Genomic DNA, 20,426 nt, shown 5'->3' with positions numbered 1-20,426 from the left:
TGGACGACGGCCCGGCCGGGCGGAGTGAGGCGGGAGCATGGGCGGAGTGATCGTGCTGGTCGAGCTGGAGCCGTCCACCGAGGTGCTGGACGCGGGCGAGGTGGAGGTGGGTGCCCGGGTGCGCTGGGTGCACGCGGCGCCACCCGATCCGGAGGTGCCCGAGGACCCGGGGCCGCGCACCTTCTGCGGGGTGGACACGGCGGGCCTGGAACGGGAGCCGTACCGGCCGGCCGGGCCCGGCGAGCCGTGGTACCCGCCGTCCCAGCGCACCCGGCGCTGCCGGGACTGCGAGGCCGCGCTCAGGGCGGCCTGACCGCGGCCCCCGCCCGGGACGGCGTGCCTGCCGGGCCCGCCGCCCCGCCCCGTCCGGCCCCGCCCCGCCCGTGGGCCCCCGCTACGCGGCCTGCTCGGCCGCCTCCTCGACGATCCGGCCGTCCCGGAGCTCGATCACCCGGTCGGCGAGTTCCATCAGCGTCGGGTCGTGGGTGGCGACCAGCACGGTGACGCCCTCGCTGCGCACCACGGCGCGCAGCAGCTGCATGATCGAGCGGCCGGTCTCCGAGTCGAGCTGGCCGGTGGGCTCGTCGGCGATGATCAGTCCGGGCTCGTTGGCGAGCGCGCGGGCGATGGCGACGCGCTGCTGCTGGCCGCCGGAGAGCTCGCCGGGCCGCTGGTCGGCGTGGTCGGCGAGGCCGACGAGGGCCAGCAGGGTGTGGGCGCGCCGCTCGCGCTCGGCGGCGGGGACCTTGCGCAGCCGCATCGGCACGCCGACGTTCTCGGCGGCGGTGAGCATCGGGATGAGGCCGAAGGACTGGAAGACGAAGCCGATCCGTTCCCGGCGCAGGGCGAGCCGGCCGTCCTCGTCGAGGTCGGCGAGGTCGGTGCCGTCCAGGGCGATGGTGCCGCCGGTCGGTGCGTCCAGGCCGCCGACCAGGTTGAGCAGCGTGGTCTTGCCGGAGCCCGACCGGCCCTTGAGCGCGGCGAGTTCGCCGCGGCCGACGGCGAAGGTGACGCCGCGCAGGGCGTGCACCGTCCGCTCGCCGGTGCCGAAGCTCCGCCGGAGGCCGGTGACCTCCACCATGGGCGTGGTGGTGGCGGCCTGGTGCTGCGTCATACGGCGTCCCCCCGTGTGCTTCTCTGTCCAGTGTCAACGGATGTCGCGGCGACCGGGGTTCACCCCTCGGGAAGTCGATTCCGGGAGTTCGGATTCGCTCCGCCAAGGGGGCTTCGCGGGGCCGCAGTTGTGATGTGTTCATGGTGTACCGAGAGCCGCCGCGGATGCGGATGCCCGTCGGTGCAAGGAATTTGCTCATCACTTACTTGATTCGCGCAAGTCCCTTCCGTTCCTGGATCGAATCTGACAGAGTCGTCCGCTATCCGGTGATCAAATGCCGGTGATCACTTCATCGATGTGCCCATTCTGTGTTCATCTGTGACCAGTCCGTGTTCGGATCGGGTCGGTGGACGGGGCCGGGGTGCTACCGGGGGCGTAGAACCGGGGGAGGAACGAGATGCTCGGCTTCGTCGTGCGCCGACTGCGCGGGCGACTGCCGCTGGCCGGCGCCGTGCTGCTGACCGTGCTGATCACCACGGCGGTGCTCACCGCGCTGGTCGCGTTCGACCGCGGCGTCGGCGAGGCCGGCCTGCGGCAGGCGCTCCAGGGCCCCGGCCACGCGCGCACCACCGTCGTGGTGACCGCCGAACACGGCCTGGACCGGCGTGCGCAGGACGAGGCGGAGCTCGTCGCCTACCGCGGCCGGCTCTTCGGCGACCTGCCGGTGCACACCGACGGCATGCTGCGCAGCCGTTCCTACGGACTGCCCGGCAGCGCCACCGGAGCCGACGGCGCCGCCGCGGGCGGGCAGGGCCACCCGGCGCAGCCCGACCTGACCCTGCTGGCCACCGTCGACCGCGGCCGCACCCGGCTGGTCGGCGGCGACTGGCCCGCCGCCGCCTCCGGCCCCGTCCGCTCCGCCGCCCCGCAGGTCGCCGTCCCCCAGACCACGCTGGCCCGGCTCGGCCTCACCGCCCAGTCGCTGCCCGCCGAGGTCCGGCTGGCCGACCGGCTCGACGGCACACCGCTGACCGTCCGCGTCACCGGCGTCTACCGGATCACGGACCCGGGCGACCCGTACTGGCGCACCGACCCGGTCGGCGGCCACGAGGTCGAGGTCGGCGGCTTCACCACCTACGGCCCGATGATGGTCGACGAGAGCGCCTTCACCACCGGCGGACTCGTGCAGAACAGCCGCGGCTGGCTGCTCGACGCCGACTTCACGGGCGTCTCGCAGTCCGCGGCCGAGGCGACCGGCGCGCGCGCCCGGGCCCTCGCCGACGACCTGCGGACCCGCGCGGCGCTCCAGGCCAGGACCGAACTGCCGGACGTCATGCGCGAGTTGTCCGACAGCCTGGTGGTCGCCCGGTCCACCCTGCTGATCGGCGCACTGCAGCTGTCCGTGCTCGCCGCCGCCGCCCTGCTGCTGGTGGTCCACCTGATCGCGACCCGGCAGGAGGGCGAGAACGCCCTGCTCGCCGCGCGCGGCGCCTCCGGCGCCCGGCTGGGCGCCTTCACCGCCGTGGAGTCGCTGCTCCTCGCCCTGCCCGCCGCGCTGGCCGCACCGGTGCTGACCCCGCTCCTGGTCCGCGCCTTCACCGGGGTCGGCCACAACCGCACGGTGACCATGGACACCGGCGTCCACTGGCAGCTCTGGCCGGTCGCCGGAGCCTGCGCCCTCGCCTGCATCCTGCTCGCCACCGTGCCCGGCCTGGTGCGCGGCGCCGGCGCCGCGCTGCGCCGCCGGGCCGGCGGCCGGCAGGCGCTCGTCTCCGGCGTCGCCCGCAACGGCGGCGACCTCGCCGTCCTCGCCCTGGCCGTCCTCGCGTACCAGCAACTCACCCAGTACGGCGGCGGGTTGTCCGCCGACTCCTCCGGCCGGCTCGGCGTCGACCTGCTGCTGGTGGCCACCCCGACCCTGGCACTGTGCGCCGGCACCCTGGTCGTGCTGCGCCTGCTGCCCTACGTCGCCCGGCTCGGAGCCCGGGTGGCCGCCCGCGGCCGCGGCCTCGGCCCCGCCCTGGTCGGCTGGGGCCTGGCCCGTCGGCCCGCCCGCGCCACCGGACCGGTGCTGCTGCTGGTGATGGCCGTGGCCACCGGTGTCCTGGCGCTCGGCCAGCACGCCACCTGGACCGCCTCCCAGCGCGACCAGGCCGCCTTCGGCACGCTCGGCGGCCTGCGGATCTCCGCGTCGCACAACTCCCTGATGGGCCAGGGCGGCCGCTACGGCGCGCTGCCCGGCGGCGACCGGCTCGTCCCCGTGGTGCGCGAGGAGCAGTCCCTGCCCAACGGCGCCGGAGAGCTGCTCGCCGTGGACGCCGCAGCCTTCGCCGCCCGCGTCCCGGTCCGCCCCGACCTGCTCGCCGGTCACACCCGCGAGGAGCTCTTCCCGCCGCTCGCCCAGCCCGCCCCCACCGGGACGCAGGCCGGGCTGCCGCTGCCCGGCACGCCGCTGCGGATCGACGCGGACGTCTCCGTGCGCCAGCAGGACCACGTCGGCCTGATGGCCGTGGTCCGCCCCGAGGTCCGGCTGCTGCTGCGGGACCGCTTCGGCTTCGTCCACAAGGCCCCGCTGGGCACCGTGCTGCCCGACGGCGAGAGCAGGGCCTCGGCCTCGCTCGCCACCCTGGTCGACGCCCCGATCGGCTCGCCGGCCGCCCCGCTGACCCTGGTGGGCGCCCTGGTCTCCTTCAGCGACTCGGCCGACGGCGAGCTGACCATCCGCCACCTCGCCGTCTCGGACACCGCCGACGGCCCCGCGACGGCCGTGCCGGTGCCGACCGGGTTCGGCTGGACGGCCGTGGCGCCCGACGTGCACGCCAACCCGGAGGTCAAGGCCGGCCCGGCGGCCAAGGTCGGCGCCGAACCGGCCGGCGCCGAGCGGCTGTTCACCGTCCGCTACCGCTTCGCCGACGGCCGCGGCGAGGCCCTGCGCGCCACCCTCGCCCCGGCCGGGACGACCGCGCCGTCGAAGGTCGACGGCGTCGCCACCCACGGCTACCTGACCGCCGCGGGCGCCTCCGTCGGCGACACCGTCCAGGTGCCGTTCGCCGGCATCATCATCCCGGTCAGGATCACCGCGGCGGTCGACGCCCTCCCGGTCTCGGGCCGCAGCGCCGTGGCGGTCGACCTCGCCACCGTCTCCCGACTGATCGCCGCCCAGGGCCGGGAGATGCCCGGCCGCGCCGAATGGTGGCTGCCCGCCGACGGACCGGGTGACCGGACCCCCGCCGAGGCCGCCGCCGTCCTGCGCGCCGCCCCCGGCGCGCAGGACGTCCGGCTCAACGACGAGGCCGTCGGGGACCTCCTCGGCGACCCGGTCGGAGCCGCCCCGCAGAGCGCACTGACCGTCATCGCGGTGGTCACCGCCGTCCTCGCCGCGATCGGCTTCGGCGCCGCCGTGGCCGGCTCCGCCCGCGAACGCTCCCGGGACTCCGCGCTGCTGCTCGCGCTGGGCACGTCGCGCCGGCAGATCGCCCGGACCGTCGCCGCCGAACAGGCCGTCCTGGTCGGTCTCGGCGGGGTCGTCGGCCTGGGACTGGGCGCGCTCCTCGTCCACCTGATCGTGCCGCTCGTGGTGCTCACCCCCGCCGCCCGGCGCCCGATGCCCGAGGTGCTGATCGACCTGCCGTACGGGCAGGCGCTCCTGCTCGCGGCCGCGATCGCCGTCGTCCCCCTGCTGTCGGCCTTCCTGATGGGACGCCGCCGTCGAGACGTGGCCGCCCGACTGCGCCACGTGGAGGAGATGTGACCAGCAAGGCCGGCACCAGCGTGCCCGAACCGTCGACCGACCACCGCCCGGCGCCCTGGGTCCGCACCCGGCTGCGCTCGGCCCCGGTGGCCGCCCTGCTCATGGCGGCGCTCACCCTCGTCACGGTCTTCCTCGCGGCCGCCTTCCCGCGCGCCGCCGACCGGGGCGCCGACGACGCGCTGCGCCGGTTCGTCCACGACCGCGGCGTCAACGTCACCAGCCTGCACGCCACCACCAAGGCGAGCCCGGAGGCGCGGGCCGCCGACCTGGACGCCGTGCGCGACCGGATGGTCGAGCGGATCGGCCAGGAGCTCACGCTCACCCGGGACGGCGAGCAGGTCGGCACCCGCGCCAAGGCCGGCCACCCGATGCTCAACGACGGGTACGACCGGCCCAACCTGCTCCCGCCGGGGCTCAACCTGGTCTACCTGCAGGGCCTCGCCGAACACGCCACCCTCGTCGACGGCGGCTGGCCCGGCGCGCCCGGCGACGGCCCCCTCCCGATCGTGGTCAGCCAGCAGGCCGCGGAGACCATCCACATCAAGGTCGGCGACCTCGTCGACAACGGCGAGAGCCTGCGCGGCCAGGCCCGCACCAAGGTCGTCGGGATCTACCGGCCCGACGACACCGCGGACCGGTTCTGGGACGCGATCGACTGCCCGGAACGGGCCTGCCTGGTCGTCAACTCCGAAGGCGCCGCCTCCTGGCGGACCACCGGATTCACCGGCGGCGACGGCCGCTCCGCCCTGCTCGCCTGGGGCAACGGAGGAGAGGATTTCTGGCGCCTGCCGCTCGACCCGCACGCCCTGCGCGCCGACCGGCTCACCGCGACCCGCAAGTCCCTCGGCTCCTTCATGACCGGCCCCGGCGCCAGCTCCATCGTCGCCGCCACCGGCCGCCCCGACCTGCACGTCGTCTCCTTCATGCCCGAGGTCTTCACCTGGGCCATCGCGCGCTACGAGGCCGCCGCCCCGCTCGCCGCGATCGGCCCGGTCGGCGTCGCGGGCGTCGCCGCCGTCGTCCTGTGCCTCGCCGCCGCGCTCACCGGCGACCGACGCACCGCCGAGGTCAGGCTGCTGCGCGCCCGCGGCGGCTCGCGCACCGGCATCCTGCTGCGCCTGCTCGGCGAGGGCGCCGTCGCCGTGCTGCCCGCCGCCGTCCTCGCCACCACGCTCGCCCTGGTGCTGCTGCCCACCCCGCGCTGGGGAGCCGCCGTGCTCGCCGCCCTGGCCACCGCCCTGCTCGCGGTGCTGGCCTTCCCGGTGCGCGCCGCCGTGCTGCTCTCCGGCCCCCGGGGCGCGGGCGGTCGGCGCCGGGTCGTCGGCGAACTCGCCGTGCTGGCCGTCACCGTCGCCGCCGTCGCCGAGGTCCGCCACCGCGGCGTGGCCCCGGCCGGCACCGGACTGGACCCGCTGCTGATCACCGCACCGCTGCTGCTCGCACTCACCGGCGGGCTGCTGCTGGCCCGGATCCAGCCGCTCGTGATCGGCCGGCTCGCCGCCCTCGCCGGGCGCGGTCGCGGCCTGGTCGGCTTCCTCGGCCTGGCCCGCGCCGCCCGCGACACCGCGGGGCGCCGCCGGCCCTCCGCGCTGCCCCTGCTCGCCCTGCTGCTCGCCGTCACCACGGCAGGCTTCGGCGCCACCGTGCTCGACGGCGTGGACAACCTGCGGCTGCGCGCCGCGCGGGTCTCCGTCGGCGGCGACGCCGCGGTCGGCGTCCCGATCTCGACGACCCTGCCGGAGGCCTTCACCACGGCGGCCGCCGCGCTGCCCGGGGTGCGCGCCGCCACCGGGATCTGGATCGAGAACCAGACGTTCATCCTCGGGACCGACCGCGGCGCCACCCAGGCCACCACCGTCGTGGTCGAACCCGCGGCGTACGCGGAGATCGCCAGGACCGTCGGGCTCGGCCGGTTCGACCCCGCGGTGCTGGCCGGCGCCCCCGGCGGCGCGGACACCCCGGTGCCCGCGTTGTTCAGCGGGGGCCTCGCCAAGCAGCTCTCCGGCGGCCCGTACCGGCTGCGCACGCCCAACGGCGGGGAGCTGCTCACCACCGTCGCCGCAACCGTCACGGACACCCCCGCCATCCCGGACGCGGTCAACGCCTTCGTGGTGCTGCCGGCCGGCCCCGCCACCGCCCGGCTGCCCGAACTCAAGCGGATGAACAACTGGCTCGCCGTCGGTGACGTCGATCCCGCCCGGCTCCGCACGCTGTTCGCCGAGCACGGCATGGGCGAGGCGGTCGGCATGGCGAAGCGCCTGCGCGACGAGGCCACGGCGGCCAGTCACGACCCGGGCGGGGTACCCGTCGGGTACAAGGTGCGCACCAGCCGCGAGGCGGCCGCCGAGCTGGCCGCCGACCCGCTGCAGCGCTCCGCGGGGCGGCTGTTCTGGGCCGCGATCGCCGCCGGTGCGGGATTCGCCCTGCTCGCCGTCATGCTGACGCTGCTCCGGGCCGCGCCCGACCGCGCGGCGCTGCTCGCCCGGCTGCGCACCATGGGGCTGCGGCCCCGCCAGGGACTGGCCCTGATCATCGCCGAGACGATCCCGCAGACCCTCGCGGCGGCGGTCGGCGGCGGGCTGGTCGCGGCCGCCGCGGCCGGACTGCTCGGACCGGCCGTCGACCTGTCGGCGCTGGTCGGCGCCAAGGTCGACGAGGGCCTCGGTGCGGCGCTGCTGCCGGTGCTGCTGCCCACGGCCGGGCTGACGCTGCTGGTGGTCGTCGGGGTGGTGCTGGAGACGGTCGTCACCGGCCGGCGCCAGATCGCCACCGAACTGCGGGTGGGGGACCAGTGAGACGGGTGACGGCGCCGGGCGCCGGGACGGCCAGGGCGGCCGGGCCCACCAGGGCGGCCGGGACGATCAGGACCATCAGGACCATCAGGACCGCCGGGCCGGCCAGGACGGTTGGGACAGTCAGGACAGGAGACGAGCGGTGAAGAGCACCCCCCAGGAGCGGCCGACCGCCGACGCCCCCAGCCTGCAGGAGCTCCAGGAGCGGGCGCTGGCCGCCGCGGCGCCCAGGGCCCGCGGCGAGGACGCGGCGATCGTCTGCGACCGACTGGTCCGGATCTTCAGCGCCGAGGGGATCGAGGTCCAGGCGCTGCAGGGCCTCGAACTGACCATCCGGCAGGGCGATCTGGTCGCGTTGGTCGGCGCCTCCGGAAGCGGCAAGTCCACCCTGCTGACCATCCTCGCCGGACTCGACGTGCCGACCGCCGGCACCGCCACCGTCGCCGGCTGCGACCTGCTGGAGATGTCCGCCCGCGAACGGCTGCGCTACCGCCGCGAGGTGGTCGGCTTCATCTGGCAGCAGACCGCCCGCAACCTGCTGCCCTTCCTCACCGCCGCCGAGAACGTCGCCCTGCCGATGCAGCTGCGCGGCCGCCGGAGCGGGGCAGGCGGCACGCGGCGCCAGGCGGCCCGGGTGGCGGAGCTGCTGGAGGCGCTGGAGATCGGCGACCTGGCCCACCGCCGGCCCGACCAGCTGTCCGGCGGCCAGCAGCAGCGGGTCGCCATCGCCGTGGCGATGGCCAACAACCCGCCCGTGCTGCTCGCCGACGAGCCCACCGGCGAGCTGGACTCGGAGACCGCGGGGGTGATCTTCGAGTCCTTCCGCACCGTCAACCGGGAACTCGGCGCCACCGTCGTGATCGTCACGCACGACCCGATGGTCGCGGGCGAGGTCCGCCGCACCGTCGCCATCCGGGACGGCCGGACCAGCAGCGAGGTGCTGCGCCGCACCGTGACCGACGAGCACGGCGAGGAGTCCGTCAACGAGCGCGAGTACGTGATGCTGGACCGCACCGGGCGGGTGCAGCTGCCGGTCAAGTTCCTGGAGGCGCTCGGGATGGAGCACCGGGTCGCGGTCGACCTCGCGGCGGACCACATCGAGGTGCGCCCCGACGACATCGCCGGGCACTGACGGCGGGCACTGACGGGCGGGAGCCGTGGGCGGGCGGGAGCGGGGTGGTGGGGGCGACGGGCGGGCGGAGGCCGGCGGGCCCGGACTACCCGTCGCCGCCCATCCGCTGGAAGAGTCCGCTGTCCTCCGCATCCGTCCGGAGGTCGGGTGCCTCCCGGGCGGCGCGCTCACCCCGGGCGGCGGCCGTGCAGAGGGCGAAGACGAGAATTGCACTGGCCGCGACGGCGAGGATTCCGAGGGCGGTCAGGACGCGTAGCCAGGTCAAAGTAGTGCCTCCCTGGGGACGGTGCGGACGAACGCCGCCGGGAGAGATATCGGCAGTTCGGCCCGCACGGTCGAGTGTCCACAGGCGGTTCTTCCCGTCGTCTGCCGCGCGAGAGGTCGCCCGCGCGGGCGCTCGAGGCATCGACGGAGCGCGTCACACGCCTCTGCGCGCCCCCACGGGGGCTCCGGGCAGCCCCGCCGGGCCGCCCACCAGCTCCCTGAGCGCGACGAGGTCCGGCTTCCCCGCGCCGGTCAGGGGGATGCCCGGCAGGACCAGCACGGAGTCCGGGGCGCACCGGGCCCCGGCACGCTCCCGCGCCCAGCGGAGCAACCCCTCCGCCGACACCCGCGAACCCGGCGCGGCGACCACCGCGGCGTGCACCCGCTCCAGGCCGTCCGGGCCGGTCGTCGCGACCATCACCGCCTCGCGCACCCCCGGGTGCGCGCGCAGCGGCTCCTCGACGTCCCTCGGGAACACGTTGTGCCCGGCCACGATCGCCATCGGGTCGCGCCGCCCCGCCACCGTCAGGTAGCCGGAGGCGTCCAGGGCGCCCAGGTCGCCGGTGTGCAGCCAGCCGTCCCGCAGCACCCGCGCCGTCAGCTCCGGGTCGCGCCAGTAGCCCGCCATCGCCGTCGGGGTGCGCACGCAGATCTCCCCGGTCCGGCCCGGCGGCAGCACCGCGCCGTCCTCGTCCAGGATCCGCACCGAGGTGTCCGGGAACGGGCGCCCGGCGGTGGTCAGCAGCCGCGGGTCCAGGTGCTCGTCCGGGCCCAGCCTGGTCACCGGGCCGCACTCCGTCAGGCCGTACGTCTGGTGCAGCACCCGCCCCAGCCGGCGGGTCGCCTCCGCCAGCCGGCGCGGCGACGGCGGGCAGCCGGTATACGTGACGCGGCGCAGGCTGCCGGTGTCCGTCACCGGGAGCAGCGGGTGGTCCAGCACCTGGTACAGCAGGTGCGGCGGCAGGTACACCCGGGACACCCGGAACCGCTCGACGGCCGCCAGCACCGCCTCCGCCGCGAAGTCCTCCTGCAGCACCACCGTGCCGCCCGCCGCCAGCGCCAGATCGGCCGTCGTCCCGCCGCCGTGGCACAGTGCCGTGCAGAGCAGGAACGACGAGCCGCCCGGCAGCCGTGGCCGCGGCGGCCGGGCGAAGCGGCGCAGCACGCCCTTCGGCCGCCCGGTCGTCCCGCCGGTGAACCGCACCGCCATCACGTCCCGCGCCCGGTACCGGGGTGCCACCGGCTCGGGCGGATGTTCCGCGGCCAGCGCCGACAGGTCCGTCCCGAGCGCCGAGGGGCCCAGTGCGAACAGCCCGGCCGACGGCAGCGCCCGCCCGATCGCCGCGGCCGCCGCCGAACAGCCCACCGGATCGAACACCAGCGCCGAGGTGCCGGCGAAGCCGGCCAGTTCCACCAGCTCCGCGAGCGGCGCGTCCGGATGGAGCACCGCCACCCGGCACCCCAGCAGGTTGGCCGCCGGCCGCACCAGGAGTGCCTCCGGCCGGTTCCCGGACAGCACCGTCACACCGTCACCGCGCCCGAGCCCCGCCGCCTCCAGCGCCCGCGCCGTCCGGTACACCGCGCCCAGGCACTCCCGCGCCGTCAGCGCCGCCTCGCCGAACCGGATCGCCACCCGCCCGGGATCCTGCTCCAGCCCAGCCAACACCAGTGCGGTGTACGTCGGTTCCGCCTCCGCCACGCTCCAGCCTCCTGTCCGGTGGTCCGTCAGCCTAGGGCGTGGCGGCGGGTCCGGCGGCGTGATGCGGCGGATGCCGCCACCGCCGGGCCCGGGGGCGGGGCACCCGGCGGGAGCGGCGGGCGGCCGGATGTTGTTAGGGTTCGCGGTCGGACACGGACGGGGGACGGGTGAGCACCAGCATGGACACGGCCGAGGCGCCGGGCGGGTACGGCGCCGAGCGGTGGCCGCGCGGCGTCGTCGACCTGCGGGGCGAGGCCGGGGAGGCCTTCACCGTGCGCTACCCGGGCGGCGCGGTGGTCGTGGTGTCGGGCCTGCCCGGCGCGGGGAAGAGCACGCTGCTGCGGCGGTGGTCCGGCGCGGGCGCGGTGCCCACCGTCGATCCGCGCACCGTGCACGAGGCCTGCGACGCCGTCATGCCCGCGAGCCTGCCGTACGCGGTCTACCGGCCGTGGGCCCGGCTGGAGCACTTCCGGCTGCTGCGCTCCTCCGTCCGGCGCGGCGGCCCGCTCCTGGTGCACGACTGCGGCAGCCGGGCCTGGATGCGCCGCTGGCTGGCCCGGGAGGCCGCCCGGCGGGGCCGCCTCCTCCACCTGGTGCTGCTCGACGTCGGCGCGGCCACCGCCCTCGACGGCCAGCGGGCCCGCGGCCGGCACGCCTCCGCCCGGGCCTTCGCCCGTCACCGCCGGGGCCTGGACCGCCTACTCGCGGCCTTCACCCGGCACGTCCGGACCGGCACGCCGACGCCCACCCCGGAGGCCGCGTCTGTCCTCCTGCTGGACGCGGTCTCCCGCTCCCGCGCTGCCGAGGTGCGGTTCGGGGAACCCCCCGGGCCGGCACCGACCCCGACGGGTGGGATCGGCGGATGAACACGCACGCCCACCCCTTCGTCGGCGACTTCCGCGAGCTGGAGCGCGGACGGCCGGACGGCCCCTCGCTGCGGGACGCCGTCAGGGCCGAGGCGCCGGAGTACGAACGCGAGCTGCTCGCGTACCTGGAGGGCGGCTCGGTGCTGTTCGCCACGCCCAGCGCCGTCCCCGACGTGCTCGGCGCCCCCGGCGCCGTCATCGGCGGGCTGCACCTGTGCACCGACGGGACCTGGCTCTGGTACTCCGACCTGGCCCACTACGTGCGGCATGACCACGCGGCCCTCGACCCGGCCTTCCTCGCCCACGCCCGCGGGAACGGCTGGACCGCCCCCGCCCTCGACGACGACGCCCTGGACGCGATGCTGACGGCCCTGTTGGGGGACGAGACGGGCTGACGCGACCGGGGCCGTGCCGTTCGGGGCCGGCGCCTACGGGCCCTCCGGGGCCGGCCCCGGGGAGAGCGGCGGCCGCCCGGCGAGGAGGCCTTCCAGGAACTCGCCGTGTCGGGGGAGCGGGGTGTTCCGGGCCGCCGCGGTCCGCGCCTCCAGGGTCCTGGCCTCCCGGGGCCCGGTCTCCCCGGTCCGCGCCTCCCGGGGCCCGGTCTCCCCGGCCCGCGCCTCCGGGGCCCGCGTCACGAGGGTCCGGGCCTCCGGGGCCCGCGTCACGAGGGTCCGGGCCTCCCGGGCCCCGGTATCCCGGGTCCGGGCCTCCAGGGCCGGGACGGGCGCCCGCAGCACCCCGGTCCGCTCGGCCCGGTCGGAGACCATGATGCCGAGGACGTCCGCGAGGCTGGTCATCGAGTGGCCCGGTTCGACCCGGCCGGTGAGGACGGCCTCCGGTTCCCCGGCCAGGCCGTCCACGGCCGGCGGGTCCTGCTCGGCACGCGGGCCGGCAGTCGTCCTCCGGCGCCGCGTCGGCGCGGGCGTCGCCGCCGGGGTCGTCGCCCTCGGGGGCTGCACCGGCGCGGGCTTCGCCGGCGCGGGCTCCGCCGCCGAGCGCGCCACCGCCGACTCCTCGCGCAGTCGGCCGACCTCCGCCTCCAGCGCCGCGAGCCGTGCCCGCAGTTCGTCCAGCTCGCCCATCCTCGTCACTGCCCCTGCCCTCCCCGGCCGTCCACGGCCTTTGACGTGCGGGTTCAGCCTAACCGGGGGGCATCCGGGGCCCGGGGGAGAGGGCGCGCACGGCCGGGGCCGGCTTCCGAAGCGTCGGGAGCCGGGCCCCGGCCGGTGCCGGATCAGGCGCGGCAGCGCAGCATCTCCAGCGGCGGGTACGCGAAGAGGTCCGCCCAGAAGTCCTCGCCGTACTCGCGGATGCCTGCCTCGGAGATCTGCAGCGGGACCCACTCCAGCTCGGTGAAGCCCGCCGCCCGCAGGCTGCTCTCGAAGACCTCGCGGCGCGGGGCCGTGCCGACGATGCTGATCGGCTGCGGTTCGAGGAGGGCCGTGACCCGCACCCGCGGGCCGGTCTCGGCCTCCTCGTCGAGCCGCTCGCAGCGGAACCCGTAGTCCTCGAGGGACGGACAGTCGAAGCCGTAGTCGGGCTTCTGGGCGAACACGAAGAACTCGCCGCCCGGCACCAGGCTCCGGTGGATGTTGCGGCACATCCGCTCCATCGCCGCGACGTCCTCGGCGTAGTTGAGGCACTGCACTGCCAGCGCGATGTCGAAGCGCTCGTCGAGGGGCCGCAGTTCGGCCACGTCGCCGACCTCGTAGCGCACGCCCAGCGGCTCGCGCTGCTCGATCGCCCGCGCGGCGGCGATCATCTCCCCGGAGATGTCGACGCCGAACACGTCCGTCGCGCCGCGTCGCTTGAACTCCCTGCTGTAGAAGCCGGTTCCGCAGGCCAGGTCGAGGACCGACCTGCCGCTCACGTCCCCGACCAGGCCGAGGAAGCTCGGCACCTCCCCGAAGCGCGTCAACGGCAGTGCCTTGAAGCCCTCGAAGGCCTCGCCGATCCCGTCGTACTGCTGCACGCCCATGTGCTGCCCCCTCCTGTACGTCGTCCCGTACGCCGCCCTGACGCGGACGCCGTCGTGTGCGCGGCCGTGCGGGTGCTCCGCTCCCGGACTTCCGCCGGCGGCGGAGCCCCCGGGGCCGCGGTCGTGGCGGAAAGTCTCCTCCGAGCGCCCCGGCGGCCGTACTGGCGGATGACACAAAGAAGTCGGCGGCCTGACGAGGGGTCATCCCCACCGTTCGAACAGTGGACGGTGCCACGGCGCGCGTGGTTCGTGCCGGACCTCACCGGCCCCGCGGGCTACCGCTCCCGGTGCGTCATCGCCGCGCGGATGGTCCGGGCGCGGTCGGCGAGCTCCGCGAGGTCGGCCGGGCCGGAGCCGCCGCGCCGGTCGGCGACGGCGCCGACGGTGGTCCCGCTCTGGTCGGCCCAGGCGCAGGCCGCCACCAGCCCGGCCCCGCCGTCCGCGCACTTGAGGTAGCCGCCGAGCGGCCCCGGCGGGAGGACGGTGTACCGGGCGGCGGCGGAGGGGTCGTGGCCGGGGTTCGGGCCGTAGGCGGGGTCCATGCCGCCCAGCAGCCGCTCCAGTTCGTCGACGGGGCTGCCGAAGGAGCCGGTGGCGCCGGCCACGGTGAAGTCCGCGCGGTCACTGCCGGGCAGCCGGTAGCCGGTGACGAAGTGCCGGTGGTAGCGGATCGTCCCGGGCACGTCGGGGAACACCTCCCGGTCCAGTTCCGCGTACCGCCCGGTGTCGTCGGCCGCCCGGGCCAGCTCGCCGATGCTCTCGGGCGGGTCGAGCCGGAAGCTCTTCGGCTCGTCGTGCCCGGGCACGGCCAGCGCCGCGACGACCAGGACGGCGCCCACGGCGGCGCCCGCCCTGATCCAGGTCGCCCGCCGTACCCGCCTCCACCGGGGCGGCACCGGCGCGGGCGGCTCGGACCAGCGGGCCCTGACCCGGCCGGCCGCGGTCTCGCCGGCGGTCCCGGGGCCGGCGCCGGGGGCGGACTGCTCGGTGGTTCCCGCCTCGGCGGCTGCCGGGGGGAGGCCGGGGCTGGTGTTCGACATGAGGCGACCATGGCCGCCCGGTCCGCGATCGGTCAAATGCGGACCGGTGCGTCGCCGCGGGTCATCGGCCGTCCGCGAGGCCGGGCCGGGCGCTCGGCGGGAAGCGTCCGCCGGTCCCGCCGTCCCGCCGGTCATGCCCGGCGGCTCCGCCGTCCTCGCCGTCCGGAGGGGGTGACCGTGGGCCGGGCCCGGGGGAGGATGGGCGGATGGTGACGATCGAGACCCCCCGACTGCTGCTGCGCCGCTGGCACGAGCTCGACGTCGCGCCGATGGCCGCGGTGAACGGCGACCCCGAGGTGATGCGCTGGATCGGCGACGGGGCGGTGCGCAGCGAGGACCTGACCCGGCGGAACATCTCGGCGTTCGAGCACGAGTGGGAGGCCGAGGGCTTCGGGCTGTTCGCCGTGGAGCTGCGCGCCACCGGTGAGCTGGCCGGCTTCACCGGCTTCGCCGTGCCGCGCTTCCTGCCCGAGGTGCTGCCCGCGGTGGAGATCGGCTGGCGCCTCGGCCGGGCGTTCTGGGGCCGTGGCCTCGCCACCGAGGCGGCGACGGCGGCGCTGCGCTTCGGGTTCGCGGAGCGCGGGCTGGACCGGGTGGTCAGCATCGCCCAGATCGGCAACACCGCCTCCGAGCGCGTCATGGCCAAGCTCGGCCTGCACCCGGAGCGGGAGACCGTCACGCCCGGCACCGGCCGGGCCGTCCGCGTCCACGAGTTGACCCGCGACGAGTACCTGCGCCGGCTGCGCTGAGGCCGGGCGGGCGGGAGCCGGGCGGCCCCGGCCGCCGACGCGCCGGAGCTCCCCGGCCGCCGACGGCCCGGACGGCCCGGGGCCCCGGGCCGTCCGGGAGATGCAAGATCATCGAACCGGGGGTTCCCGGCCCGCCCGGGCCCGGGCCCTGCGAGACTGGGGCCAGCAGAGTCCGTCACGGAGAGAGGTCAGCATCGCATGCCCAGCAGCGCCGTCGTCGACAACCCGTGGTTCCGCCGGTTCAGCCCGTCCGACTCCGCGCCCGCCCGGATCGTGATCTTCCCGCACGCCGGTGGCTCCGCGAGCTACTACATGGAGCACGCCAACGCGCTGGCCCCCCACGCGGACGTGCTCACCGTGCAGTACCCCGGCCGCCAGAACCGCTACGCCGAACCCGCGATCGACTCGGTGCCGGAACTCGCCGAGCAGGTCTACCGGGAGCTGCGCGCGTGGACGGACCGGCCGCTGACCTTCTTCGGGCACAGCATGGGCGCGGCCGTCGCCTTCGAGACCGCGCGCTGCTTCGCCCGCGACGGCCTCCAGGGCCCCGAGCGGCTGTTCGTGTCGGCCGGCCGCGCGCCCTCGCTGCCCCGCGAGACCACCGTCCACCAGCTGCCGGACGACGAGCTGCTCGCCACCATCGTCGGCCTCGGCGGGACGGACGAGCGGATCCTGGAGATCCCGGCCCTGCGCGAGCTGATCCTCCCGGCGCTGCGGGCCGACTACACCGCCATCGAGACCTACCGCTGCGCCCCGGACGCGACGGTGTCGCAGCCGATCACCGCCCTGGTGGGGGAGACCGACGAGAACGCCACGGTCGACCAGGCCGCGCCGTGGCGCGGCCACACCACCGGGGCCTTCGACCTGCGGGTCCTCCCCGGCGGGCACTTCTACGTGGCCGAGCAGACCGCGGCCGTCGTCGAGCTGCTCACCGCGCACCTGCGCGGCTGAGCGGGCCGGAACGGTCGGGGGCCCGTCCGGCGGATCCTCCCGGCCGCACGGCGCCGGACGGGCCCGAGGCCCCGGTGACGGAGCGCAGCGGCTGGGCTACTGTCGCTGATTGACGGGTCGTCAACGGACTTGTCGGCACCACCCCACCCGCAGTCGTCACCGGGAGGCCACCCATGCGCCGGATCGCCGTCGTCGGAGCGGGCCAGGCCGGCCTGCAGCTCGCGCTGGGCCTGGTGGCCGCCGGCTACGAGGTGACGCTCGTCGCCGAGCGCACGCCGGAACAGGTGCGCGGCGGGCGGGTGCTGTCGACCCAGGCGATGTTCGGCCCGGCGCTGCGGATCGAGGCGGCGGCCGGGCTGGACCTGTGGGCGGCCGAGGCGCCGTCCGTCCACGCCGTCCGGGGCGCGCTGACGGTGCCGCCCGGCGTGCAGGCGCTGGAGTTCACCATGACGCTCGACGAGCCCGCCCAGTCGGTGGACCAGCGGATCAAGCTGGCGGGCTGGCTGGAGCTGCTGGCCGGGCGCGGCGGGCGGATCGAGTACCGCTCGCTGGACCGGGACGGGCTGACCGACCTCGCCCGCCGCCACGAGCTCACGGTGGTCGCCGCCGGACGCGGCGAACTCGCGGGGCTGTTCGAACGCGACGCCGCCCGCTCGCCGTTCGACCGCCCGCAGCGGGCACTGTCCTGCCTGTACGTGCACGGAGTCGGCTCGCCCGACCCGGCCACCGAACCGCGGGCCCGGATGCACGCGCTGCCCGGCCTCGGCGAGCTCTACCTGCAGCCGGCCCTGACCCACTCCGGCCCCTGCTCGATCCTGCTCTGGGAGGCGCTGCCCGGCGGCCCGCTGGACGTCTTCGGCGACGCCCCGGCCCCCGCCGTCCAACTCGCCCGGATCCGCACGCTGATGCGCGAGCACCTGCCGTGGGAGGCGGAGCTGTGGCGGGAGGCCGAGCCGACCGACGCCGGGGCCGGACTGTCCGGCGCGGTGACCCCGGTGGTCCGGCGGCCGGTCGCCGAACTGGGCGCCGGGGTCGGCGCCGTCCACGTGCTCGGGATCGGCGACGCGGTGGTGGTGAACGACCCGATCGCCGGACAGGGCGCCAACAGCGCGGCCCGGGCGGCGCAGGCCTACCTGCAGGCGATCGTCGAGCACGGCGCGGCGCCGTTCACCGCGGACTGGATGTGCCGCACCGCCGAGCGCTTCTGGCGCCGGCACGCCCGGCACACGGTCGCGTTCACCGCAGCGATGCTCACCGTGCCGGACCACGTCCAGGCCGTGTTCGCGGCCGCCGCCGAACACGACGCGGTCGCCCGCCGGCTGGCCAACACCTATGCGGAACCGAGCGACCACGCCGCCTGGCTGGCCTCGCCGGACCTGACCGCCGCCTACCTCTCCGAGGTGCGCGCGGACGAGACGGACGGGGTGCGCCGCTAGCCGCCGCCGGCTCCGGCGGCTCCGCCGGGACCCGCCTCCCGTCCGCCCGGTCCCCGGTCTGCGGCGGCTCGTTCGGAAGAGGGCGCCGCCGGTTCGGTCGTGTCCCTCGACGAGCCGGGCCGCACGCGCTTGGATGTCCGTCGCACCCGACTCCGGAGGTGGGCGATGCCAGGCGGCGACAGCGGCACCGACAGCGGCACCGGCGGCAGCACCGGCGACCGGCCGGTGATCGAACTGCGGTCGCTCACCAAGCACTACGGCGTCACGGTCGGCGTCGACCGGCTGGACGTGGCCGTCACCGCCGGCGAGGTGTTCGGCCTGCTCGGCCCGAACGGCGCCGGGAAGACCACCACCCTGCGCTGCCTGGTCGGCCTGCTCAGCCCCAGCGCCGGACAGGTCCGGGTGCTCGGCCTGGACCCGGTCGCCGACCACCGCACGCTCGCCCCGTCGATCGGCTACCTGCCCGGCGAGCTGCGGCTCTACCCCGAGCTCACCGGGCAGCAGACCCTGGACCTGCTCGCGGCCCTCCAGGGCGCCCCGGTGCCCCGCCAACGCGAACTCTGCGAGCGGCTCAGGCTCTCCCCGGCGGACCTGGCACGGCCGGTGGGGGAGTACTCGCGCGGCATGAAGCAGAAGCTCGGGCTCGTCCAGTCGCTCCAGCACCGGCCCGCCGTCGTGGTGCTGGACGAACCGACGGAGGGCCTCGACCCGCTCGTCCAGGAGACCTTCTTCGACCTGCTCGCCGAGGAGACCGCGGCCGGTCGCACCGTCCTGCTCTCCAGCCACGTGCTGCCCGAGGTGCAGCGGGCCTGCGGGCGGGTCGCCATCGTCCGCCGGGGCCGGCTGGTCACGGTGCGCTCGGTGGCCGAACTGCGCCAGGCCAGGGCCCGCCGGGTCCGGCTGGTCTTCACCGACGGGCTCGGCGCCCGGCCGCTCGGCGCCGCCGAGAGCTGGTCGCCGCGCTGGGACGGCGAACGGGTCGAACTGCTGGTACCGCCGGACGAGGTGGTCGCGGCCGTCCGCGGGCTGCTGGCCGCGCTGCCGGTCGCGGACCTGACGGTCGAGGAGGCCGGGCTGGACGAGGCCTTCCTCGACCTCTACCGGGCGTCGGCCGCCGAGGAGGCCGACGCCCCGGCCGGCACCGACACCCCGGCCGGCACCGACCCGGAGGAGCGCCGATGAGCCCCGCGACCGTCAGCCGCCGCCTCCCCCTGGTGTGGCTCGCCCTGCACCGGCGGCGGCGCATGCTGCTCAGCCTGCTGCTGGGCGTGGTCGTCTTCGAGGCGCTGATCGTGGTCATCGCCGGCACCGTCCCGCCCACCGACCTGTTCGGCGCGGGCCGCACCCCGCCCGGTGCGTTCAAGGCCTTCAGCGGCTCCAACGGCGCCGTCTCCATCGCCAGTTACCCCGGTCTGCTCGGGGCCGGGCTCACCCACCCGTTCTGGATCGCGATGCAGCTGACCGTGATCGGCTCGCTCGGCGCCGCCGCCGTCGCGGCCGACGTCGAGTCGGGAACCGTCGAACTCCTGATGACCCGCCCGGTCTCCCGCCGCCGGCTGCTCGCGGAACGGGCCGGCGCCCTGGTCGCCGCCTCCGTCCTGCTCAACGCCGCCGCCACCCTGACCGTCGCGCTCGGGGTGGCGTTCTCCCCGGACCTGCGCGCCGCCGTACCGGAGGGCGGCGTGTTCGCCGCCGGACTGCTGGGCTGCGCGCTCGCCTTCTGCCTGACCGGGCCGGTACTCGCGGTGTCCGCGCTGAGCCGGCGGCGGGCCCACGTCGTCGGCGCCGCCGTCGCCTTCGGCGCGGTCGGCTTCGCCCTCAACTTCGTCGCCCTGGCGTGGTCCCCGGCCGCCCCGCTGCGCTACCTCAGCCCGTTCCACTACTACACCCCGGGCGACGCCCTGGCCCACGGCGGCGTCCCCTGGCTCTCCCTGGCCGTCCTCACCGGCGTCGGCCTGCTCGGCCTGCTGGCCGCCTTCCGCATCCTGGAGCACCGGGACCTCGCGATCTAGGGAGACCGCCGGACCGGCGGGCCGCCCGGGGCCACCCGCTTCCGGCCGGGCGGCGGGCGAGGACTACTCCTCGAACCAGACGACCAGCCGGACGTTCCCGTCGCCGTGCACCCCGGCGAGGGCGCGCATGACGGTCCACACCGGCTGCCACGGGCCGTCGGCGGGCACGGCGTCGCGGCGCCTGGCGCGTTCGGCGCGGTAGACCGTGGCCCCGGTGTCCCATTCGGTGCCCTCGGCCCACAGTTCGCCGATGCGGCCGGGGTCGACGCGCAGGGTGTCGACACCGCTCGCCCGTGCGAACCCGCGGCTCCAGTCCGCCCGGTGCACCAGCTCCAGCGTGCCGTCCGCGAGCCGCCGGTACCGGGCGATGCGGGTCGCGCGCGGGATCGACGGCTCGTCCCAGTCGACGGCGAGGACCTCGTTCCAGTCCAGCCAGCTGGCGCCGAACGCGACCTCGCCCCAGGACGCATGCTCGGCCCGGACCCGCTCCGAGACGTCGGCGGGCAGGCCCCGGTCGGCGGCGACCGGGTGCCAGTGGCCGCCGAGGTCACGGACGCCGAAGAGGCAGGCGAAGGCGTCGTAGTCCTTGGGGACGCCGAGCAGGGGCAGCTCGATGGCCGGGTACCACGCCGTCTCGCCGACGCCGAGCCCCGGGCCCCAGGTGCGGCACTCCACTGATCCCTGAACGGTCGTTCCCATGGC

At 76.5% G+C, this 20,426-nt stretch carries 18 protein-coding genes; 11 read left to right on the top strand and 7 right to left on the bottom strand.

Features of this window, described 5'->3' with window-relative positions; all coding sequences use genetic code 11:
* Positions 1 to 37: 37 nt before the first annotated feature.
* Entirely contained in the window at positions 38 to 313 is a 276-nt protein-coding gene (locus tag ACIRS1_RS20620; protein WP_360213767.1) for a hypothetical protein, read from the top strand.
* 81 nt (positions 314 to 394) lie between these two features.
* Here the strand turns inward: ACIRS1_RS20620 and ACIRS1_RS20615 are convergent, their stop codons facing one another.
* A complete protein-coding gene (locus ACIRS1_RS20615; RefSeq protein ID WP_402841770.1) occupies positions 395 to 1,114 on the bottom strand; it encodes an ABC transporter ATP-binding protein in 720 nt (239 codons plus the stop codon).
* 397 nt (positions 1,115 to 1,511) lie between these two features.
* On the opposite strand from ACIRS1_RS20615, the gene ACIRS1_RS20610 reads away from it, so the two are divergent.
* The 3 genes from ACIRS1_RS20610 to ACIRS1_RS20600 all read left to right on the top strand — a co-directional run bounded on the left by ACIRS1_RS20610 (position 1,512) and on the right by ACIRS1_RS20600 (position 8,729).
* The gene (locus ACIRS1_RS20610; RefSeq protein WP_402841768.1) at positions 1,512 to 4,805 is read left to right on the top strand and encodes an FtsX-like permease family protein; all 3,294 of its coding nucleotides are present in this window, start codon (positions 1,512 to 1,514) and stop codon (positions 4,803 to 4,805) included.
* Positions 4,802 to 7,600: a hypothetical protein gene (locus ACIRS1_RS20605; protein ID WP_402841765.1), complete on the top strand. Its 2,799-nt coding sequence runs from the start codon at positions 4,802 to 4,804 to the stop codon at positions 7,598 to 7,600. Before ACIRS1_RS20610 ends, ACIRS1_RS20605 begins: the two co-directional genes overlap by 4 nt.
* A 139-nt stretch (positions 7,601 to 7,739) precedes the next feature.
* Positions 7,740 to 8,729, top strand: coding sequence for an ABC transporter ATP-binding protein (locus ACIRS1_RS20600; RefSeq protein ID WP_402841762.1), 990 nt, complete (start codon positions 7,740 to 7,742; stop codon positions 8,727 to 8,729).
* Between the two features lie 85 nt (positions 8,730 to 8,814).
* Here ACIRS1_RS20600 and ACIRS1_RS20595 read toward each other — a convergent pair whose 3' ends face one another.
* Both ACIRS1_RS20595 and ACIRS1_RS20590 read right to left on the bottom strand, forming a co-directional pair.
* Positions 8,815 to 8,994: a hypothetical protein gene (locus ACIRS1_RS20595; protein WP_402841759.1), complete on the bottom strand. Its 180-nt coding sequence runs from the start codon at positions 8,992 to 8,994 to the stop codon at positions 8,815 to 8,817.
* Positions 8,995 to 9,147: 153 nt separating this feature from the next.
* Positions 9,148 to 10,692, bottom strand: coding sequence for an AMP-binding protein (locus ACIRS1_RS20590; protein ID WP_402841756.1), 1,545 nt, complete (start codon positions 10,690 to 10,692; stop codon positions 9,148 to 9,150).
* A gap of 167 nt (positions 10,693 to 10,859) precedes the next feature.
* Between ACIRS1_RS20590 and ACIRS1_RS20585 the strand changes: the two genes are divergently transcribed.
* Both ACIRS1_RS20585 and ACIRS1_RS20580 read left to right on the top strand, forming a co-directional pair.
* Positions 10,860 to 11,558 carry an AAA family ATPase gene (locus tag ACIRS1_RS20585; protein ID WP_402841753.1) on the top strand — a complete coding sequence of 233 codons (699 nt, stop codon included), beginning with the start codon at positions 10,860 to 10,862 and terminating at the stop codon, positions 11,556 to 11,558.
* Complete coding sequence (locus ACIRS1_RS20580) at positions 11,555 to 11,953, top strand: hypothetical protein (RefSeq protein ID WP_402841750.1); 399 nt, start codon at positions 11,555 to 11,557, stop codon at positions 11,951 to 11,953. The genes ACIRS1_RS20585 and ACIRS1_RS20580 overlap by 4 nt, the downstream gene beginning before the upstream one ends.
* Positions 11,954 to 11,986: 33 nt before the next feature.
* On the opposite strand, the gene ACIRS1_RS20575 is transcribed toward ACIRS1_RS20580, so the two are convergent.
* From ACIRS1_RS20575 to ACIRS1_RS20565, 3 genes are all read right to left on the bottom strand, one after another.
* Positions 11,987 to 12,649, bottom strand: coding sequence for a hypothetical protein (locus tag ACIRS1_RS20575; RefSeq protein ID WP_402841747.1), 663 nt, complete (start codon positions 12,647 to 12,649; stop codon positions 11,987 to 11,989).
* 143 nt (positions 12,650 to 12,792) lie between these two features.
* A complete protein-coding gene (locus ACIRS1_RS20570) occupies positions 12,793 to 13,536 on the bottom strand; it encodes a class I SAM-dependent methyltransferase (RefSeq protein ID WP_402841744.1) in 744 nt (247 codons plus the stop codon).
* A 275-nt stretch (positions 13,537 to 13,811) separates the two neighbouring features.
* Complete coding sequence (locus ACIRS1_RS20565) at positions 13,812 to 14,576, bottom strand: hypothetical protein (protein WP_402841741.1); 765 nt, start codon at positions 14,574 to 14,576, stop codon at positions 13,812 to 13,814.
* 206 nt (positions 14,577 to 14,782) lie between these two features.
* Between ACIRS1_RS20565 and ACIRS1_RS20560 the strand changes: the two genes are divergently transcribed.
* The 5 genes from ACIRS1_RS20560 (at position 14,783) to ACIRS1_RS20540 (ending at position 19,724) form a co-directional block, all read left to right on the top strand.
* Positions 14,783 to 15,325, top strand: a complete 543-nt coding sequence (locus ACIRS1_RS20560) for a GNAT family N-acetyltransferase (protein ID WP_402841738.1) — start codon at positions 14,783 to 14,785, stop codon at positions 15,323 to 15,325.
* A 198-nt stretch (positions 15,326 to 15,523) separates the two neighbouring features.
* Positions 15,524 to 16,276 carry an alpha/beta fold hydrolase gene (locus ACIRS1_RS20555; protein WP_360222471.1) on the top strand — a complete coding sequence of 251 codons (753 nt, stop codon included), beginning with the start codon at positions 15,524 to 15,526 and terminating at the stop codon, positions 16,274 to 16,276.
* Positions 16,277 to 16,449: 173 nt separating this feature from the next.
* A complete protein-coding gene (locus ACIRS1_RS20550) occupies positions 16,450 to 17,712 on the top strand; it encodes a styrene monooxygenase/indole monooxygenase family protein (protein ID WP_402841735.1) in 1,263 nt (420 codons plus the stop codon).
* A 165-nt stretch (positions 17,713 to 17,877) separates the two neighbouring features.
* Positions 17,878 to 18,894 (top strand): ABC transporter ATP-binding protein, encoded by a 1,017-nt coding sequence (locus tag ACIRS1_RS20545; protein WP_402841732.1) that lies wholly within the window; start codon positions 17,878 to 17,880, stop codon positions 18,892 to 18,894.
* The gene (locus ACIRS1_RS20540) at positions 18,891 to 19,724 is read left to right on the top strand and encodes an ABC transporter permease subunit (protein WP_402841730.1); all 834 of its coding nucleotides are present in this window, start codon (positions 18,891 to 18,893) and stop codon (positions 19,722 to 19,724) included. The genes ACIRS1_RS20545 and ACIRS1_RS20540 overlap by 4 nt, the downstream gene beginning before the upstream one ends.
* 63 nt (positions 19,725 to 19,787) lie before the next feature.
* On the opposite strand, the gene ACIRS1_RS20535 is transcribed toward ACIRS1_RS20540, so the two are convergent.
* Entirely contained in the window at positions 19,788 to 20,423 is a 636-nt protein-coding gene (locus ACIRS1_RS20535) for a hypothetical protein (protein WP_402841728.1), read from the bottom strand.
* Between the last annotated feature and the right edge of the window lie 3 nt (positions 20,424 to 20,426).

This window comes from Kitasatospora sp. NPDC101176 (genome assembly GCF_044768035.1).
GTDB lineage: Bacteria > Actinomycetota > Actinomycetes > Streptomycetales > Streptomycetaceae > Kitasatospora.
Note: the sequence above shows the minus strand (reverse complement) of the source record. Positions and strands in the feature narration are given on the sequence as shown.

What these genes read in the sequence shown, in the direction of transcription:
- ACIRS1_RS20620 (WP_360213767.1), top strand. Translation starts at nt 38, where the DNA reads ATGGGCGGAGTGATCGTGCTGGTCGAGCTGGAGCCGTCCACCGAGGTG.
- ACIRS1_RS20615 (WP_402841770.1), bottom strand. Translation starts at nt 1,114, where the DNA reads ATGACGCAGCACCAGGCCGCCACCACCACGCCCATGGTGGAGGTCACC.
- ACIRS1_RS20610 (WP_402841768.1), top strand. Translation starts at nt 1,512, where the DNA reads ATGCTCGGCTTCGTCGTGCGCCGACTGCGCGGGCGACTGCCGCTGGCC.
- ACIRS1_RS20580 (WP_402841750.1), top strand. Translation starts at nt 11,555, where the DNA reads ATGAACACGCACGCCCACCCCTTCGTCGGCGACTTCCGCGAGCTGGAG.
- ACIRS1_RS20570 (WP_402841744.1), bottom strand. Translation starts at nt 13,536, where the DNA reads ATGGGCGTGCAGCAGTACGACGGGATCGGCGAGGCCTTCGAGGGCTTC.
- ACIRS1_RS20565 (WP_402841741.1), bottom strand. Translation starts at nt 14,576, where the DNA reads ATGTCGAACACCAGCCCCGGCCTCCCCCCGGCAGCCGCCGAGGCGGGA.
- ACIRS1_RS20560 (WP_402841738.1), top strand. Translation starts at nt 14,783, where the DNA reads ATGGTGACGATCGAGACCCCCCGACTGCTGCTGCGCCGCTGGCACGAG.
- ACIRS1_RS20555 (WP_360222471.1), top strand. Translation starts at nt 15,524, where the DNA reads ATGCCCAGCAGCGCCGTCGTCGACAACCCGTGGTTCCGCCGGTTCAGC.
- ACIRS1_RS20550 (WP_402841735.1), top strand. Translation starts at nt 16,450, where the DNA reads ATGCGCCGGATCGCCGTCGTCGGAGCGGGCCAGGCCGGCCTGCAGCTC.
- ACIRS1_RS20545 (WP_402841732.1), top strand. Translation starts at nt 17,878, where the DNA reads ATGCCAGGCGGCGACAGCGGCACCGACAGCGGCACCGGCGGCAGCACC.
- ACIRS1_RS20540 (WP_402841730.1), top strand. Translation starts at nt 18,891, where the DNA reads ATGAGCCCCGCGACCGTCAGCCGCCGCCTCCCCCTGGTGTGGCTCGCC.
- ACIRS1_RS20535 (WP_402841728.1), bottom strand. Translation starts at nt 20,423, where the DNA reads ATGGGAACGACCGTTCAGGGATCAGTGGAGTGCCGCACCTGGGGCCCG.